The following is a 17425-nucleotide window of genomic DNA, read 5'->3' as shown; positions in this document are numbered from 1 at the left end:
CCATTATTCATTTTAACCACATTGCAACACAATATATTTACATATAAACAACAAACCAGTGAATAATGTTGGATAAGATCAAAATACCAGCTATTGATATCATAATGAGAGGCTATTAGTGATCGGCGTCACAGATTAAGTCTAAGCCGGATATAGAATATGCCATACCTTCAGTCAATCATTTGAAAGGTGTATATCATGGAAAACAATAACAGGATGATGCCACACATAAGGCGGACAACGCATATTATGATGTTTGCTCACCGTAACAGCTTCGATTTTCATTTCTTTAATGCCCGGTAGTCTTCCGACTACGGGCGCTTCAGCATACAGGTCTTCCTGCATCTTTTGTTGTTAATACAGGCATTCGCCTGTAGCTAACCGCGCTCGCCCTAATAAATCCTGCTATTTACCAGCCACCGGACTGGTAGGGTTTATTGCATCTCAAAAGGTACTCTACTGATATTTATTATATCAGCGGCAGACTATTACCTTTTGTCCGGCGTAATCAATTTCTCATTCGAGAAATTGAGGGCCTGCTATTATCTGAAAATAAAGAGATAACAATGACTGATTTAAAAATTGCCGTTAGCCGTACATGTCCAAACTGTTTTTCTACCCAGCGTAATATTGTCAATACTAGCGAAACCAACTTTATTGATGTGGCCGCGGTAGTATTAACCCTGGAAGATATCGAATGCGGTAAACTCGATGAGTTAAAGGCCACCGGCTATAACATCCCGGTATTTATCGCTATTAATAAAGAAGAGGTGGTCCCGGCCGAATATATGGCTTCGGTGCTGGGGGTATTTGAACACGACGAAACCCGCAACGACTTTTACGGCCGCCAGCTGGAAGCCGCTGCGCATAAATATGAAACCGAACTGCGTCCGCCATTCTTTAGCGCGCTGGTCGATTACGTTAAACAGGGCAACAGCGCCTTTGACTGCCCGGGGCATCAGGGGGGTGAATTCTTCCGCCGTCATCCGGCCGGTAATCAGTTCGTCGAGTATTTCGGCGAGACGCTGTTCCGCTCCGACCTGTGCAACGCCGACGTCGCCATGGGTGACCTGCTGATCCACGAAGGGGCGCCATGCATTGCCCAACAGCATGCGGCAAAAGTCTTTAACGCCGATAAAACCTACTTCGTGCTCAACGGCACCTCCTCTTCTAACAAAGTGGTGCTCAACGCGCTGCTGACCCCGGGCGACCTGGTACTGTTCGACCGTAACAACCATAAATCCAATCACCATGGCGCGCTGCTGCAGGCCGGGGCGACACCGGTCTATCTGGAAACCGCGCGTAACCCGTACGGTTTTATCGGCGGTATCGACGCCCACTGTTTCGAAGAGCGCTACCTGCGCGAGCTGGTCGGGGAAGTGGCGCCGAATAGGAAACAGGATGCCCGCCCGTTCCGCCTGGCGGTGATCCAGTTAGGTACCTACGACGGCACCATTTATAACGCTCGTCAGGTGGTCGATAAAATTGGTCATCTGTGCGATTACATCCTGTTTGACTCCGCGTGGGTCGGCTATGAACAGTTCATTCCGATGATGGCTGATTGTTCGCCGCTGCTGCTGGAGCTGAACGAAAACGATCCGGGCATTCTGGTGACCCAGTCGGTGCACAAACAGCAGGCCGGTTTCTCCCAGACCTCGCAAATCCATAAAAAAGACAGCCATATCAAAGGCCAGCAGCGCTATGTTCCGCATAAACGTCTGAATAACGCCTTTATGATGCACGCCTCCACCAGCCCGTTCTATCCGCTGTTTGCCGCGCTGGATATCAACGCCAAAATGCATGAAGGCGAGAGCGGCCGCAACATGTGGATGGACTGCGTTATGAACGGCATCAAGGCGCGTAAGCTGATCCTTGAAAGCTGTAAGCACATCCGTCCATTTGTGCCAAAAATGGTCGATGGTAAACCGTGGCAGTCATATGAAACCGCGCAAATCGCCGTTGACCTGCGCTTCTTCGAGTTTGGCCCAGGCGAACGCTGGCACGCCTTTGACGGTTATGCCGAGCATCAGTACTTTGTCGATCCGTGCAAACTTCTGCTGACCACCCCGGGGATCAATACCGCCAGCGGCGAATATGACGCCTTCGGCGTACCGGCCACCATTCTCGCCAACTTCCTGCGTGAAAACGGCGTGGTACCGGAAAAATGCGACCTTAACTCCATTCTGTTCCTGCTGACCCCGGCGGAAGATATGGCCAAACTGCAGCAGCTGGTCGCCCTGCTGGCGCGCTTCGATAAGCTGCTCGACGCCGATGCGCCGCTGCAGGAGGTTCTGCCATCTATCTACAGCCAGCACAAAGAGCGTTATGCCGGTTATACCCTGCGCCAGCTGTGTCAGGAAATGCATGATCTGTATGCCCGTCACAACGTCAAACAGCTGCAAAAAGAGATGTTCCGTAAAGATCACTTCCCACGGGTGGTGATGAACCCGCAAGAGGCTAACTACGCCTATCTGCGCGGCCAGGTCGATCTGGTGCCGCTGCCGCAAGCCGAAGGCCGCGTGGCCGCTGAAGGCGCCCTGCCTTACCCGCCGGGAGTGCTGTGTGTAGTTCCGGGCGAAGTCTGGGGCGGCGCGGTGCTGCAGTACTTCACCGCACTGGAAGAAGGGATCAACCTGCTGCCGGGCTTCGCGCCGGAACTGCAGGGGGTTTATATCCAGGAGCACGATGGCCGTAAACAGGTCTGGTGCTATGTCATCGCGGAAAGCGAGAAACAAAGCGCGCTGCTGAAAGGGGAAACTGTATGAGCAAATCCAGTAACAAGATGGGAGTGGTACAGCTCACCATCTTAACCATGGTCAACATGATGGGCTCCGGCATCATCATGCTGCCCACCAAGCTGGCGGAGGTGGGGACTATCTCCATCATCTCCTGGCTGGTGACCGCGGTAGGATCGATGGCGCTGGCGTGGGCCTTCGCCAAATGCGGGATGTTTAGCCGTAAATCAGGCGGGATGGGCGGTTACGCCGAGTACGCGTTCGGCAAGTCTGGCAACTTTATGGCCAACTATACCTACGGCGTCTCGCTGCTGATCGCCAACGTCGCTATCGCTATCTCCGCGGTGGGTTATGGCACCGAGCTGTTCGGCGCCACCCTGTCGCCGGTGCAGATTGGCCTGGCGACTATCGGGGTGCTGTGGATCTGTACCGTAGCCAACTTCGGCGGCGCGCGCATTACCGGCCAGATCAGTAGCATCACCGTATGGGGGGTAATCATTCCGGTTGTCGGCCTGTGCGTCATCGGCTGGTTCTGGTTTAGCCCGACGATGTACGTCGAGTCCTGGAACCCGCACCACGTACCGTTCTTCGGCGCCGTTGGTTCGTCAATCGCCATGACGCTGTGGGCCTTCCTCGGTCTGGAATCCGCTTGCGCCAACACCGATGTGGTCGAAAACCCGGAACGTAACGTGCCGATCGCCGTACTCGGCGGTACCCTCGGCGCGGCGGTTATCTATATCGTTTCGACCAACGTCATCGCCGGGATCGTGCCGAACATGGACCTGGCTAACTCCACGGCGCCGTTTGGCCTGGCGTTTGCCCAGATGTTCACGCCTGGCGTAGGTAAAGTGATTATGGGGCTGATGGTGATGTCCTGCTGCGGTTCGCTGCTCGGCTGGCAGTTCACCATCGCGCAGGTCTTTAAATCATCGTCTGACGAAGGTTACTTCCCGAAAATCTTCTCCCGCGTCTCGGCTTCCGGCGCGCCGATTCAGGGGATGCTGACCATCGTTATCCTGCAAACCGGCTTGTCGCTGATGACCATTAGCCCGTCGTTGAGCAACCAGTTCAACGTGCTGGTTAACCTGGCGGTGGTGACTAACATCATCCCGTACATTCTGTCGATGGCGGCGCTGGCGATTATCCAGAAAATGGCCAATGTGGAACCGGGCAAAGCGCGATCCACCAACGTGATTGCCTTTATCGGCGCGGTGTACAGCTTCTATGCGCTGTACTCCTCCGGCGAAGAGGCGATGCTCTACGGCGCGATCGTGACCTTTATGGGCTGGACGCTGTACGGCCTGGTATCACCGCGTTTTGAGATGAAAAACAAACACAGCTAATGCTGAAGCCGGCGGCGCGTCTGTCGCCGCCGGCGCTATCCGTGGCCGCTATTTGATATAGGAATCCAGCACCTTCAGCACCACGTCCAAATCCTCTTCACGTTTCACTTCATCGCCTTCATGAACGATATGTTCCGTCAGATGGCCCTTGATCACTTCACGCATTAGCCCGTTTACCGCTCCGCGAATAGCGGCAATTTGCTGCAGCACGGCGGCGCATTCGTGCGGCTCATCCAGCATCTTTTTCAGCGCGCTCACCTGCCCCTCAATCTTGCTGGCTCTGGCCTGCAGCTTCTTTTTATCCCGAATCGTATGCGACACGTTAACCTCACTGGCGAACTCAATGCCTCAATTATAGGTTTGTAATCTACTGGGGGGTAGTATCTTATACTGGGGGGGAGTAGAATCCCGTTCACCAACGACAACCAACTCTCTTCTTATGAACGAATTCTTACCTTTACTTCAGCAGGGCAATGCCTGGTTTTTCATTCCCAGCGCCATTCTGTTAGGCGCGCTACATGGCCTGGAACCGGGCCATTCAAAGACCATGATGGCGGCGTTCATCATCGCCATTAAAGGCACGGTACGTCAGGCGGTGATGCTGGGCCTCGCCGCGACCCTTTCGCATACCGCCATCGTCTGGCTGATCGCCTTTGGCGGCATGTATTTTAGCCAGAAATTTACCGCCGAAGCGGCTGAACCCTGGCTACAGCTGGTTTCCGCGTTCATCATTCTCGGTACCGCAATATGGATGTTCTGGCGCACCTGGCGCGGTGAACGTAACTGGCTGCAGGCCATGCAGGATCGGGATGCGCATCATCATGATGATGAAACGCAAATCGTCGACACCGGCCACGGTCAAATCGCCCTTTCCATCTTCGAAGAAGGAGAACCGCCGCGCTGGCGCATTCGCACGCTAAGTGGCAACCAATGGGCCGCTGGCGATGTCTCACTGGCGACACGGCGCAGCGGGAGCAGCTTCGCGCAGATGTTCTCTTTTGTTGATAAAGGCGATTATTTAGAATCCGCGCAGACCATCCCGGAACCGCATGATTTTAACGTACGCCTGACGCTCGGCCACCAGCGCCATACCCACGATTATGATCTGGCGTTTCATGAACATCATCATCATGAACTGGATGGTCTTGAGGAAGGAAGTCAGGCCTATCAGGACGCCCACGAGCGGGCCCATGCAAACGATATTCAACGTCGTTTCGACGGCCGGGAGGTCACCAACTGGCAGATCTTACTGTTCGGCCTGACCGGTGGATTGATCCCCTGCCCGGCGGCGATCACCGTACTGCTTATCTGCATCCAGCTCAAAGCCCTGACCTTAGGTGCGACGCTGGTCCTCTCTTTCAGCATCGGCCTGGCGCTGACGCTGGTCACCGTCGGCGTTGGCGCGGCGGTAAGCGTTCGCCAGGTGGCCAAACGCTGGAGTGGTTTTAATACTCTCGCCCGTCGGGCCCCCTACTTTTCCAGCGTGCTAATCGGCGCGGTGGGGATCTATATGGCGATCCACGGCTATCTCGGCGTGAGAGGTTAATTTGAGATGAATTCAGCGCCGCGTGAGGATGCGCGGCCTGACATTTCTGGGGAAGGTTAGCAGCCCTTCAACATGCTACAGTTGGCGCTGGATGTATTTACTTCAGGAATGACTTGATGTCCGAGTTCCAGCGCCCACAGCTGACGTTGCCCAACGGAGCCGATAAACTGCTGCTCCACTCCTGCTGCGCCCCCTGCTCCGGGGAAGTGATGGAGGCGATTCAGGCCTCCGGTATCGACTACACCATTTTCTTCTATAACCCCAACATTCACCCGCAGAAAGAGTATGAAATCCGCAAGGAAGAGAATATTCGTTTTGCGCACAAACACGGTGTGCCGTTTATCGATGCCGATTATGACACCGATAACTGGTTCGCGCGGGCCAGGGGGATGGAATGGGAACCTGAGCGTGGCGTGCGCTGCACGATGTGCTTTGATATGCGCTTCGAACGCACCGCGCTCTATGCCTACGAGCACGGCTTTAGCGTTATCAGCAGTTCGCTGGGAATTTCACGCTGGAAGAACATGCAGCAAATCAACGACTGCGGCGAGCGCGCCGCCGGGCATTATCCAGGCATGGTCTACTGGGATTATAACTGGCGTAAACAGGGCGGATCCTCGCGGATGATCGATATCAGCAAGCGCGAGCGCTTTTACCAGCAGGAGTACTGCGGCTGCGTCTACTCGCTGCGCGATAGCAATCTGCACCGTAAATCCCAGGGCCGACCGCTAATTAAGATCGGCAAGCTCTATTATGGCGATGAAGGTGAATAGCTGAAGAAAAGGGAATGATGTGGATAAATAACGGGCCAGCAAAGGTCCGTTGTTTAATAACTTCACATAAATTTCATACTCTATTTTCTGGCACAATCTTACGGATGAGATAGTTCAACCCCACGGTCACAATCATCATCAACGTCAGCAAAACCCACAAGAAAGAGGGGTCGGCATCCCCATCGGCAAAACCCAAACCGGTGCTGTTCAAGAAATCGTTGCTAGTCCGGGATAAATAATCTAACAGCCCACCCAACGGGAAGAGAACGATGAAAAAAGAAGTTAATAAACAGAAAAATCTTATGCGCATTTCATTTCCTGGCGATCAATTAAGGTTAGTAATATAATCACTTTCCGCACCGAGTTAATCTAATAGCTGTACATAATGACAGCGCGATCTTAAAGTCAATATCCAGACTACGATATCGTCACGCATTGAATACTCAAATAGTAACTAACGCAGAAGTATGAACAATCATTGACACCCAAGATCTTAACCAGACGAGTGTTTCAATTTTATTTGCTGGCGGGAGACCCGATTTAGTAAGTAAAATGCGATTGTTTTAGTGAACATAACCGTATTGAGGCATTTGATGCCGATCGCGATAAAAAACACTCCTAAAATAGCACCGAGGAGATCGCCCGCATCATTACCTCCCCCCAAAATGAAAGTAATAACAGCGAATAATAAAAATGCTATTGCAATAATTCCTGTCCCAGTAATGACACATAAAAGAGATTTCAGACCTATCAATCGGCCTCGTGCAGTAAGAAACGCCGGAATACAAATCAATATGCTATACAAAACTCCCGAGGGAAAAGCCGCAGCCAGTATAGCATAATCAGGCCATCCATTAAGCCTGAAAATAATTTCCCACACGGTAATTTGCGGCATAACAAAGCAAAAAACAGCAAATAGTATTCCGCCCACCATTGGAATACTGAGCGTATGCCCCCCGACTTTTGCTCCTACATATTCGGTCAATCGCTGCTTAACCATCTCAAGTTGTCGGGGACTCATTGACGCAAGATTTTTTTCCACATCAATATTTAACACAAGGCTGTTTTTTATATGCTCAATCATTATGCCAACCAGATTTTATGTTAATGAAAAGGATTGTATTATCCCTATCACATATTGTCCTGTTTTTTTTAGATTATGTGGATTTCTAACAGTTCCGGAAATGCCGCTCCCTGCAAATGCTGATGAATTAACAATCACTTGCATCAACTCCCTTTGTAGAGTTCGTTGTAATACTTCAGATGGAAATCGTTTAGGATAATGCCCCATTTCTATAGCAGCTTTTATACCAGAGTTAGATATTCCCGGATTTTCATTACGAATGATTTCATAAGTAAGCCGCTTACGCTCAACCCTACTTAGGCCTCTTAGCCATGATAAAGCTTCTGCTGAAGATATTTTTTTCATCGTTTTCCACACTTCGATAGATTTCGCTAACCCAGCCCCGGCACCTGCAAGAGAAATGATATCAAGGATAGTAGTCGTAGTAAGATACCAATCCTGCGAATCAAGCCATGCTAAACGCTCTTCCCTACCTCTGCTTATTGTCCATAATCTTCCCGCACCGATAAAACATTGCCCAACGGTAGCTACGCCGCTGGCAGCAATAACTCCGGCTACCAGCACCGATGCTCCTGCCGTAAGGGGAAGTATCGCCGTTCCAGTAAGAGTAAGGGCTAATGTGATTGCAGCCGCTCCGCATGAAAGTGCCGTTGATGTAATTTCGGTGGCCAGTGATGGTGCCTGAAGTGTCTTAACAATAGCTTTTGTGGAACTTTCTTGTGAGATATCGCAAACCTTTGTGACAATAACATGACTTGCTATGCTTTGGACCGAATTGGCAATCCGCCGGGAAGGTCTTACCAACCATTGGCTCACACCATTAGAATAAATAATACCAACTCGATTGAAATTCCGCGAACAGTCCAATTGTTTTGCTAGATCATGAAAATTAAAATCAACTGGACCTGGCCCTCCCCATGTTGCTGGTCTATCAAAAGGAGAGATATTATGGAGGCCATCATGGCCAAAATAATATTCAACCATTGCATAAATCCTTTTTTAGCTTTAACTTACTCCCAAGAAAATGGTGGCATAAAATCCAACAAAACCAATACCACACCTACTAAATTTAGCCCACCAATAAACATGACCATTACCAAGCTCTTCAATACGTTATTAATTGAAGTATTAAAATGCACCCCTATTATTTAAAGAAAATATCTATGCTATTACATAGCGTTACCTTGAGAAGTTAAATGGTAACCAACTCCTGAGTTGTGAACAATCTTAGCGCACCTAAATGTTTTCCTAAAAACTCCAAAAAACCAAGGCATATTACATAAAGACGTAACAAAACTCAGAGGAGGCTTGCTTATTTTTCCTCTCAGTAAATTAGTGCCATGCGTCCATTAAACCAATATCTCTGGAATTATTACTCGAAACACTAATGCTTTAAGCAATACGCCATAATCCGTCCTATTTCCGCTAAGGATTATGGCGTTTGCGCTGATTAAAGAACCATATTCACCGGCGGTACCGCGCTTTTATCGATCTGTTTACTTAAGGCCTCCAGCGCGGACTGATACGGGCATAACGTGCCCACGCTGGTCTGCTGGCAATCAGGCTGACGCCACTCCTGTTGCAACATCGGGTGCTGTTGATCCGGCATCTGCAGGCGTCGCAGGTCGTCCAGGCTTTGCGCCTGGAAATAGACGCGCAGATAACGTTCGCCATTTTTGCTGTTGCGCCAGCGCTCTATCACCAGACTGCTGCCCGGCGGAATATTGCCCCGGCTGTAACCGGGCAGTTGCCAACTAAAATTCATCAGCGTGCGCACCATCGCGATATTGGTGTCATGAGCCACCAGCAGCAGCCAGCGTACGTGCGGCGTGGCGTCCGCTTTCACCCCGTCCAGCATCGCGTTGAGCAGCACCGAGCCGCGCTTTTGCGCGGTGTACAGCACGTCATTACTGAGATCGTAGTTTGCCGTTAACAGCGGCAGAATGGCTGTAATCTGGCTGGCGTGGGTAATCTTCCCCCACGCCAATTGGCTTAAGGGCAGGTTTTCACTCCAGCCCAGACGCAGCGTTTCAACCATATTGGCCATCACGCTCAGCCCGCTTATGGTGGTTTTACCGCTTTGGTTTTGCTCCACCTGCCAGGGCTTATCAAAAATGGGGCACGGTTTATCCTGTTGGCAAACCGCGGCTTTTAATAACTGGATCGTCGGCGCCAGCGCCTGCCGACGCTTCGCCAGATCGCCGGCTTTCGCCTTCACTTCCGCCAGTTGGCGGGCGGGATCGGTTTGCGTAGCCGTAAATTTATCGGTCTGGAACAGCGGATCGGCATCGCCGCTGACATAATGAATCGCCACGCCGCAGCCGGGGAATGCTCCATCCACCAGCGCCTGAGCAGTTGCCCGGGTACGCTGTAGCGGGCTGGCACGAACATAAATATCCTCCGCGCTGGGACACTGCCCCTGCAGCAGGCCAAGCTGGCGATAATGCTGCCCCTCCGCACGCCCTTTATTGGCGACCGCCGCATAGCCATGTCCGGTCAGCTCCCCATCGTGTGTGGTCCATTCGGTCCATGGACGCTGGGTCGCGGCTTCAATGGCTTCACGATTGCCGGGCGTTGGCGGACGAATGCCGTGGCGGCTTAACTCCACCACTTTTTCCAGTTGCCAGTTCGCCGCGGCGGCGGATTGCATCGCCAGCAGCGGCAGCGCACAGGCGATAAACAGGCGTAAAAGGCCCTGATGTCTTGCAGGCATCATAAAATCTTCCTTATCGATTAATCAGTTATGAGGAGAATGAAGTCTGCCGTTCGACGGCATGGCGTCGGGCGACGATGGCGGCGGTGGTAAAACAGAGTAACGCGGAACCCAATCCGGTGCCTATCCAGAACAACGCCAGCGTGCTGAAATCATAAAGCGTTTTCCCGTTTTCGAGGATCGCGGTTTTATCGATAATGATCCCGGTCAGAAATTCGCCCAACCCCGCCCCGGCATAGCTGGCAATACCAATGGTTCCCAGCGCTGCCCCCGCCGCTTTGCGTGAAGAGATATCGACGGCGATCAATCCTCCAAGGAAACAGGTTAACGCGCCGATGGTCGCGCCGAAGACGATCATCGCCAGGATGTCGGTGTAGTAATTATGCGGCGACCAGAGCATTAAGGCGAAACCCGCGGTGTTCAGCAGGCTGATAAATCCAGCCATGACGCTACGATTGCGTGGGAAAAAGCGGTCAGAGAGCATGCCGGCGATGATGGTCCCGGCGATACCGGCGATCGCGTTAACGCCGATGATGCCTGAAGCCTCAAGGGTGGAATAGGCTTTATCCTGCTCCAGGAAGAAGATCCCCCACGAGTTCACCGCATAACGGTCGATATACATAAATGCCGATGCCAGCGCCAGCGTCCACAGCGCCGGGTTACGCAATGCCAGCAGTTGGTTTTTAAACACCGATCCCCGCGCTTCAGTCTCTTCCTGCGGTTCATCACGAATCACGTTAATGGAGGGAAAGCCGCTGCTCTGTGGCGAATCGCGCATAAACAGCAGCAACAGCACCACGCCAGCGGCGCCAAGCGCAGCCGTGGAGAGGTAGCCCATTTGCCAGCCAAAACCCGCGATCACCGCGGCGATCACCATGTAGGTCATGGCCTCGCCGATGTTATGCGCCGTCGACCAGATGGCGTAAAACGTTCCCCGTTCTTTAAAGCCGTACCAGCGCGCCAGCGAAACCGCACAAGGGCCGACGCCCATCGACTGCGCCCAGCCGTTGATCCCCCAAAAGATAGCCAGCAGCATGGCGTTGGTGGTCATGCCCATCAGCAGGTTCATCCCGGCGCTGAGCAATAGCCCAAGGCTCATGTAGCGCACCACGTTGGCATGATCGGCGATAAAACCGTTGACCAGTTTGCCGATGGCGTAGCTAAAGAATAACGTCGAGCCAATCATTCCCAACTCCGTTGGGGTAATGCCTAATTCCACCAACGCGCTTTTCGCCACGGTGAACGATAAGCGGCAGACGTAGAACGTCACGTAGGCCAGGGTCATAGCAATAAACGTTTGCCAACGCACCCGGCGAAAACGTTTTTCATCAAACGCGGCGCCCGCTTGCGGCGGCGACGCCCGGAAAAAATGAATAATTCCAGACATAATAGTTTCTCCGACGGTCGGAGGCTTGACTGATTGATGTGCTTCGTCCGTGAGGGTCGTTATCGTTACTGTGTAGGGTACATAATCAGAAACAGCCCGAACCTGTAAGGGTTAATGTAATGGTTGAAGAATCATATTTTTGAGTTGGGGATACAGCGTTTGGCTGGCCAGCAGGAGGGGGTTACCATGGCGAATCCCCTCTTGCGCCAGAAAGTCGTTGGCGATGCCCCCCGCTTCGCGCATCAACACCAGACCGGGTAAGGCATCCCACGGGTTCATGTGCGGTTCGTAGTAGCCAATCAGGCGCCCGGCGGCCGCCCATGCGCTCATCAACGCGCCGGAGCCATTGCGGATGAACATGCCGCCATCGCTGAGCAGCGCGTCAAGAAAAGGCAGGAATTGCGCCGGCGTCACCCGATGCGACGTTCCGACGCCCATCACCCCTTCTTTGACCGTTGCTGCGGGATGTGGGCGAATTGGCGTCTCATTGAGCCAGGCGCCATGGCCCCGTAGCGCGTGGAACAGCTCACGATGGTTGGGATCGTAGACGACGCCAATCACCGGCTCGCCGTCAACGACGATCGCCAGCGACAAGCACCAGGTATGCAGCCCATTCAAAAAACAGCTGGTGCCATCAATGGGATCAACCACCCATAGCACCCTGGCGTCCGGCATCTGCGTACCGCTCTCTTCGCCGAGAAAACCATCCTCCGCAAACGCATCAGTAATGCGCTGCTTAACAAAGGCTTCTACGCGTTTATCGGCCACGCTCACCACGTCCTGAAGGTCATTGCCCTTATGCTCTACCGCCAGCGCCTCGCGCTGCTGATAGTATTCGAAAGCCAGCTCGGCACCCGCTTTCGCCAGCTCGCAGGCCAGGCGATAGCGGGCCTGTAGCGCCGAGGAATCCAGTGATGTCATCATTTACTCCTTTTGCACACGTGTGCAATTTTATTTAAAAAAGCCCCGAAGAGCGCAGTGAGTGTGGATGGATTTTAGCGATAATTCTGTGATCGATTCATCATAAAATGAATTTTTCATTTAGCGCTATTACGAATTATTAATTTCACAGCGACTTCGCGGTGACGTGAAGGTTGATTGAATTTGGCGATCCGGCTAACCAGCATCTCCACCGCGTGATAAGCCAACAGCGTGGTGTCCTGCTGGATAGTGGTAAGTTGATAAGGCTGCCACTCCGCCTGGGGAATATCGTCGAAGCCAATAATTGCCGGAAGGACGGCTGCTGGATTATCCGCTCGTAGCCCATCCATCGCCCCAATCGCCAGCATATCGGTGGCGCAAAACAGCGCCTGCAATCCTGGCCTTTCCGCGGCGAGCCGGCGAGCGGCCGCAAAACCGGACTGATAACCGCCCGTTTCGCAGAAATGCGCCGTGACAGCCAGCCCGCTGACATGGTGAATAAACCCCTCGTAGCGCTGCCGGGTGCTGAAATTGTCACGATTTTCGCCAATAAAACCGACGTCCCGGCACTGGCCTGCGTGCAACAGCTCAGCGGCCAGTTTCCCGCCGAGCGCGTTATCGCTGCTGACGCGGTCGCAGCCGGGAAGTTCAGCATGACGGTTGATAAGCGTAACGGGAATTTTTCGCGCAAGATATTCCTCAGCCAGCTCCAGCGGTGGCGCGCCGGAGGTGATAATGACGCCAGCGACGTGATAGCTGAGAAGATGTTTTAGCGAAGGAGCTAACTGCTGCGGATCATCGGCGTTCATCAACAATGGCATAAATCCATGCAGCGCCAGCTGGTGGATCAGCGGCGCCAGCAGCTTACTGCGAAAAGGGTTATCGAACCCTGAAGTGATGATGCCGATAAAGTTGCTGCTGCCGGTGTTCATCGTACGGGCGATGATATTGACCTGGTAGCCCAGAGCTTCCGCGGCGGCCTGCACTTTGGCGCGGGTTTTCGGCGAGACCGAGGCCCCAGGCGTGAAAGCGCGGGAGACGGCTGAACGGGAAACGCCGGCAAGTTTCGCCACGTCTTCTGCTTTAATCCATTTTTTATCGTTCATCGCTTTGATTTTTCAGTGAAATCCATCAGGCATAGAGGTTTCGCTCAACACATTACCCTCGTCACGCTGAAGGCAATGTATCCCGAGATCACTCGTGCTTTCACTATACCCTGAATCGGGTTGGTAATGCCGGCCAACCAGCGCAGATAATGACATTTTTTATTATCACGTTAACTGAACAGAAGTATAAACTTTTCGTGATATTGTTTCTTTCGTTCGCGCACCAATTATAATTATTATCATGATACTTAATGAAGAAATTAAAAAGCGGTTAAAGAAAAAACGTAACCAACTAAATCACAATGATTTTATTATAAACAATAATTTCCAGAAGCAATATCTTTGCAGCACAAAAAGATATAAAGGCAGCATTCAGATATCAACACCCCCTATATTCTCACGATATTAAACGTGTTGCGTGCGATATATCACGCGTGACGTGAAATAAAACTTAACGATGGAAACGTCTATGTCAAAACTGGATTTCCGATCCCCAAATACCTGGCGCGCGCTGGCGTCGATCGCGGTCATCGTCGGGGCAACGGCAGCGGCATTCGCCTGGACCTCAGGTTGGCTGGGTTCGCGAACCACCAGCCAGTCATTAGTCCCCGATCCAGACAAGCCGTTTCCTGCCGGGTTTCGCCGGGCGCACGGCAAAGGGATCTGTTTTAGCGGAACGTTCGAGCCAGCCGCTCCAGCCGTTTCTTATTCCACCGCGCGGCTCTTTTCACAGTCGGAAACCCCCGTTGTCGGGCGATTCTCCATTGGCGCAGGTAATCCACACGCGGCTGATAATTCAACGAAAACCCTGAGCATGGCGCTGCTACTGAAAACGGACGATAAACAGCAGTGGCGCATGGCAATGAACAACGAGCCCTACTTCGCCACGCGAAACCCGGAGGGCTTTCTTGCCATGAAGAAGGCCACCGCCGTCGACCCGGCTACCGGTAAGCCCGATCCGCAGCGTCTCGCGGCATTTTTACAGGACTATCCGGAAGCCAGTAAATATTTGCAGTGGGCGGCGCAAAAGCCAGCGCCAGGCGGCTTTGCCGGGGCGACATTTTATAGTATTAACGCATTCTATCTCGTGAACGCCGACCGCCAGCGCCAGCCCGTACGCTGGTTGATGCGGCCGCACGATCCATTTGTCTCTATCGCTGATGAACAGCGACAGAAAGCCGACCATAACTTCCTGTTCGAACAATTACAGCAGCGACTTTCTCAGCATCCTATTTACTGGGATTTGGTATTGCAACTCGCCCAAGCTGGCGACGCGGTGGATGACCCTTCGCAGCCATGGCCAAACGATCGCCAGCAGGTCGTCGCCGGTACGCTCAAAGTCACCCAACTCGTCGCCCAAGCCGAAGGCGCCTGCCGTGACGTTAACTTTGATCCTTCCATCGTGCCCGCTGGAGTAGAGGTCTCTAACGATCCCGTCTTAAATGCGCGCTCTGGCGCCTATTCGCATTCCTGGAGCCGTCGCGAACGGGAAATTGGCTATGGCAAAGCAACCGAAGCCGTGCAAAAAACGGAGGTTAAATGAACTCTAATCACCACAAGCAAGCGCGCGCGCCGCAGCATTTCAACCCTCTGGCGAGATATCTGCATTGGCTGATGGCAATCATGATCCTGACCATGCTGTTCATCGGCGCAGCTATGATGACTTCATTACACCATCGCATTTGGTTGGTGGATGTACATCGACCACTGGGGATCGCTATTTTGCTGCTGGCGCTCATCCGCCTGGCCAACCGGTTTTATAGCCGGCAGCCACCTCTTCCTGCGGAGCTCTCACGCTGGCAGGTGCGGGCGGCAAAAGCGTCGCACTGGGCGCTATACGCGCTGATGCTGGCAATGCCATTGCTTGGCTGGGCGCAACTGTCGGCAGCGGGCGTTCCGATTGTTATGTTTGAAGGACTTAACCTTCCGGCCATTACCCCGACTAGCCCGCTGCTTTTTGCCTGGTTTCACGATGCCCATCGCCTGCTAGCTAAACTGCTCTTTGCGGTGGTGTTGCTACATCTCTCTGCGGCATTAGTGCACGCATGGATATTCCGCGACGGCGTGTTTGCCAGCATGGCGAAAAGTACCAGCCGGTCAAGTAAACCACCTGTAGAGCGGTGAAACTTAATAATTAGGTACGTTGAAGCAAAAATAAGGGGATTTTGCCCCTTATTTTTTGCATCCGAAAAATCAGCAGCCACTCACTGTAGCGCTCGCCTATAAAAATTAGCCCTCCCGTTATTTATTACACAATCACCACTAACCTTGATGATTAAATAAAAAAGGGGACGGAGTGAATTACCTAATCACTGTTCAAAAAATATACCGAAATTAATATATATTCGCGCATATCATTTTCAAAAAATGATGTAGATCATATTCCCACCCCTGCCCTGTGAAAAAATGCGTTTAATAACCAAGTAAGCATTTACTTAATACAGAGGGGATATATATGGGAAGCGTCAGCGCGGGTACTGCGCAAAAAATGGGGTTAACGGCACTAACCCTTGTGACCGCATCAAATATGATGGGTTCCGGTGTTTTTATGTTGCCGACCAATCTCGCCGGAGTGGGATATATTTCACTATGGGGATGGTTGTTTACTATTATTGGCGTAATTGCGTTGGCGTTGGTTTTCGCTAAAACCAGCCTCATTACCCCTCGCGCGGGAGGGATCGTGGCCTATGCCAGCGATGCGTTTGGCCCTTTCATCGGTTTTCAGACGACGATTTGCTACTGGATCAGCGCCTGGATTGGCAACGTCGCGCTCCTCGTCGCCGGGGTCGGCTATCTGAGTTACTTCTTCCCGGCGCTGCATAATCCGGTTTACGGTTGTATCACCGCTATCGCTATTCTGTGGGCATTTATTGCCTTAGGCAGCCTGGGGGCTAAAACGGCCGGGCGCGCGCAGTCCTTCACCGCCAGTTGCATGCTGGTCGTCGTACTGGGTGTGGGCATTGTCGGCTGGTTCTGGTTTGACCCGAAAATGTTCTCTGAAGTCTACAACGGGACGGGCAACAGCGACAGCTCAGCGATCGTCTCCGCGGCCTCCATTGCGCTGTGGGGTTTCTTAGGGGTGGAATCCGCCGTGGTTTCCAGCGGACAGGTGGAAAATCCTGAACGCACGGTACCTCGCGCTACCGTATATGGTCTGCTGATTGCCTCCGTATGTTACGTCGGTAGCTGTACCGTTATCATGGGCCTGGTTCCCCACGCCGAACTGGTCAAATCTGCCGCCCCATTCGCCGATGCGGCACGCTATATGTTTGGTGATATGGCCGGCAACATCGCCTCCGCGCTGAGTATTATCGCTTGTTTTGGCTCCATTTCCGGCTGGTTGATTCTACAGTCAGAAGGGCCGCGGGCCGGGGCGAAACAGGGGTTATTTCCGCAGATTTTCGCCGAGACCAATAAAAATGATGTCCCGATGAAAGGTCTGATTATTTCTGGCGTGCTGATGAGTCTGGTGCTGTTACTGACGGCTTCCCCCGATCTCGCCAAACAGTTCCAGGTGGTGATTCTGATGTCGGTATTTGCCTCCCTGCTGCCTTATATGTATGCCATTATCGCGCTACCTATCATCATGGTTTCTAAAAAGCTCAACCGTGGACGTGGTTTTATGTTTTATTGCGTCCTGACTGTCATCGGTATGATTTACAGTATATTCGCCCTGCTCGGTTCAGGTACCGATTCCATTTTCTGGGGCACAATTATGATGATGGTAACCATTCCTCTGTTTTCTTTTGTCGCGGCCGGACGTAATAAAAAAGGCCAGGATATTCTTTACCTTCAAAAATAATATTTTATTCACCAA

Annotated in this window: 16 protein-coding genes; 8 read left to right on the top strand and 8 right to left on the bottom strand. The window is 52.4% G+C overall.

Going from position 1 to position 17425, the window contains the following annotated elements; translation table 11 throughout:
• Nucleotides 1–198 precede the first annotated feature (198 nt).
• From speFL to potE, 3 genes are all read left to right on the top strand, one after another.
• A complete protein-coding gene (speFL, locus tag ABLV07_RS22605) occupies nt 199–303 on the top strand; it encodes a leader peptide SpeFL (RefSeq protein WP_006819052.1) in 105 nt (34 codons plus the stop codon).
• Nucleotides 304–566: 263 nt separating this feature from the next.
• Entirely contained in the window at nt 567–2765 is a 2199-nt protein-coding gene (gene speF, locus ABLV07_RS22600) for an ornithine decarboxylase SpeF (protein WP_348853338.1), read from the top strand.
• Nucleotides 2762–4078 carry a putrescine-ornithine antiporter gene (potE, locus tag ABLV07_RS22595; RefSeq protein WP_015369854.1) on the top strand — a complete coding sequence of 439 codons (1317 nt, stop codon included), beginning with the start codon at nt 2762–2764 and terminating at the stop codon, nt 4076–4078. Before speF ends, potE begins: the two co-directional genes overlap by 4 nt.
• Before the next feature lie 48 nt (nt 4079–4126).
• Here potE and rcnR read toward each other — a convergent pair whose 3' ends face one another.
• Complete coding sequence (gene rcnR, locus ABLV07_RS22590) at nt 4127–4399, bottom strand: Ni(II)/Co(II)-binding transcriptional repressor RcnR (protein WP_015369853.1); 273 nt, start codon at nt 4397–4399, stop codon at nt 4127–4129.
• Nucleotides 4400–4517: 118 nt separating this feature from the next.
• Between rcnR and ABLV07_RS22585 the strand changes: the two genes are divergently transcribed.
• Both ABLV07_RS22585 and ABLV07_RS22580 read left to right on the top strand, forming a co-directional pair.
• The gene (locus ABLV07_RS22585) at nt 4518–5624 is read left to right on the top strand and encodes a nickel/cobalt efflux protein RcnA (protein WP_015703366.1); all 1107 of its coding nucleotides are present in this window, start codon (nt 4518–4520) and stop codon (nt 5622–5624) included.
• 116 nt (nt 5625–5740) lie between these two features.
• A complete protein-coding gene (locus ABLV07_RS22580; RefSeq protein WP_020078001.1) occupies nt 5741–6397 on the top strand; it encodes an epoxyqueuosine reductase QueH in 657 nt (218 codons plus the stop codon).
• 73 nt (nt 6398–6470) lie between these two features.
• Here ABLV07_RS22580 and ABLV07_RS22575 read toward each other — a convergent pair whose 3' ends face one another.
• The 7 genes from ABLV07_RS22575 to ABLV07_RS22545 form a co-directional block, all read right to left on the bottom strand.
• Nucleotides 6471–6707 (bottom strand): hypothetical protein, encoded by a 237-nt coding sequence (locus tag ABLV07_RS22575; protein ID WP_063444659.1) that lies wholly within the window; start codon nt 6705–6707, stop codon nt 6471–6473.
• 183 nt (nt 6708–6890) lie between these two features.
• Nucleotides 6891–7481: a hypothetical protein gene (locus ABLV07_RS22570; RefSeq protein ID WP_032715767.1), complete on the bottom strand. Its 591-nt coding sequence runs from the start codon at nt 7479–7481 to the stop codon at nt 6891–6893.
• A gap of 15 nt (nt 7482–7496) precedes the next feature.
• A complete protein-coding gene (locus tag ABLV07_RS22565; protein WP_071609852.1) occupies nt 7497–8465 on the bottom strand; it encodes a hypothetical protein in 969 nt (322 codons plus the stop codon).
• A 466-nt stretch (nt 8466–8931) separates the two neighbouring features.
• The gene (locus ABLV07_RS22560) at nt 8932–10197 is read right to left on the bottom strand and encodes a histidine-type phosphatase (protein ID WP_032709084.1); all 1266 of its coding nucleotides are present in this window, start codon (nt 10195–10197) and stop codon (nt 8932–8934) included.
• A gap of 25 nt (nt 10198–10222) precedes the next feature.
• Nucleotides 10223–11581 (bottom strand): MFS transporter, encoded by a 1359-nt coding sequence (locus tag ABLV07_RS22555; RefSeq protein ID WP_015703372.1) that lies wholly within the window; start codon nt 11579–11581, stop codon nt 10223–10225.
• Nucleotides 11582–11692: 111 nt separating this feature from the next.
• Complete coding sequence (locus ABLV07_RS22550) at nt 11693–12502, bottom strand: inositol monophosphatase (protein ID WP_348853345.1); 810 nt, start codon at nt 12500–12502, stop codon at nt 11693–11695.
• Between the two features lie 116 nt (nt 12503–12618).
• Nucleotides 12619–13575, bottom strand: a complete 957-nt coding sequence (locus tag ABLV07_RS22545; RefSeq protein WP_162184320.1) for a LacI family DNA-binding transcriptional regulator — start codon at nt 13573–13575, stop codon at nt 12619–12621.
• 502 nt (nt 13576–14077) lie between these two features.
• Here ABLV07_RS22545 and ABLV07_RS22540 point away from each other — a divergent pair.
• From ABLV07_RS22540 to hdcC, 3 genes are all read left to right on the top strand, one after another.
• Nucleotides 14078–15151, top strand: a complete 1074-nt coding sequence (locus tag ABLV07_RS22540) for a catalase family peroxidase (RefSeq protein WP_042897711.1) — start codon at nt 14078–14080, stop codon at nt 15149–15151.
• On the top strand, nt 15148–15732 hold the full coding sequence (locus ABLV07_RS22535; protein WP_032709087.1) for a cytochrome b/b6 domain-containing protein: 585 nt from the start codon (nt 15148–15150) through the stop codon (nt 15730–15732). The genes ABLV07_RS22540 and ABLV07_RS22535 overlap by 4 nt, the downstream gene beginning before the upstream one ends.
• 331 nt (nt 15733–16063) lie before the next feature.
• Entirely contained in the window at nt 16064–17410 is a 1347-nt protein-coding gene (gene hdcC / locus ABLV07_RS22530; protein WP_015703377.1) for a histidine-histamine antiporter, read from the top strand.
• Nucleotides 17411–17425: the final 15 nt, after the last annotated feature.

It is taken from the genome of Klebsiella sp. CN_Kp097, from assembly GCF_040064495.1.
Classification (GTDB): Bacteria; Pseudomonadota; Gammaproteobacteria; order Enterobacterales; family Enterobacteriaceae; genus Klebsiella; species Klebsiella aerogenes.
Note: the sequence above shows the minus strand (reverse complement) of the source record. Positions and strands in the feature narration are given on the sequence as shown.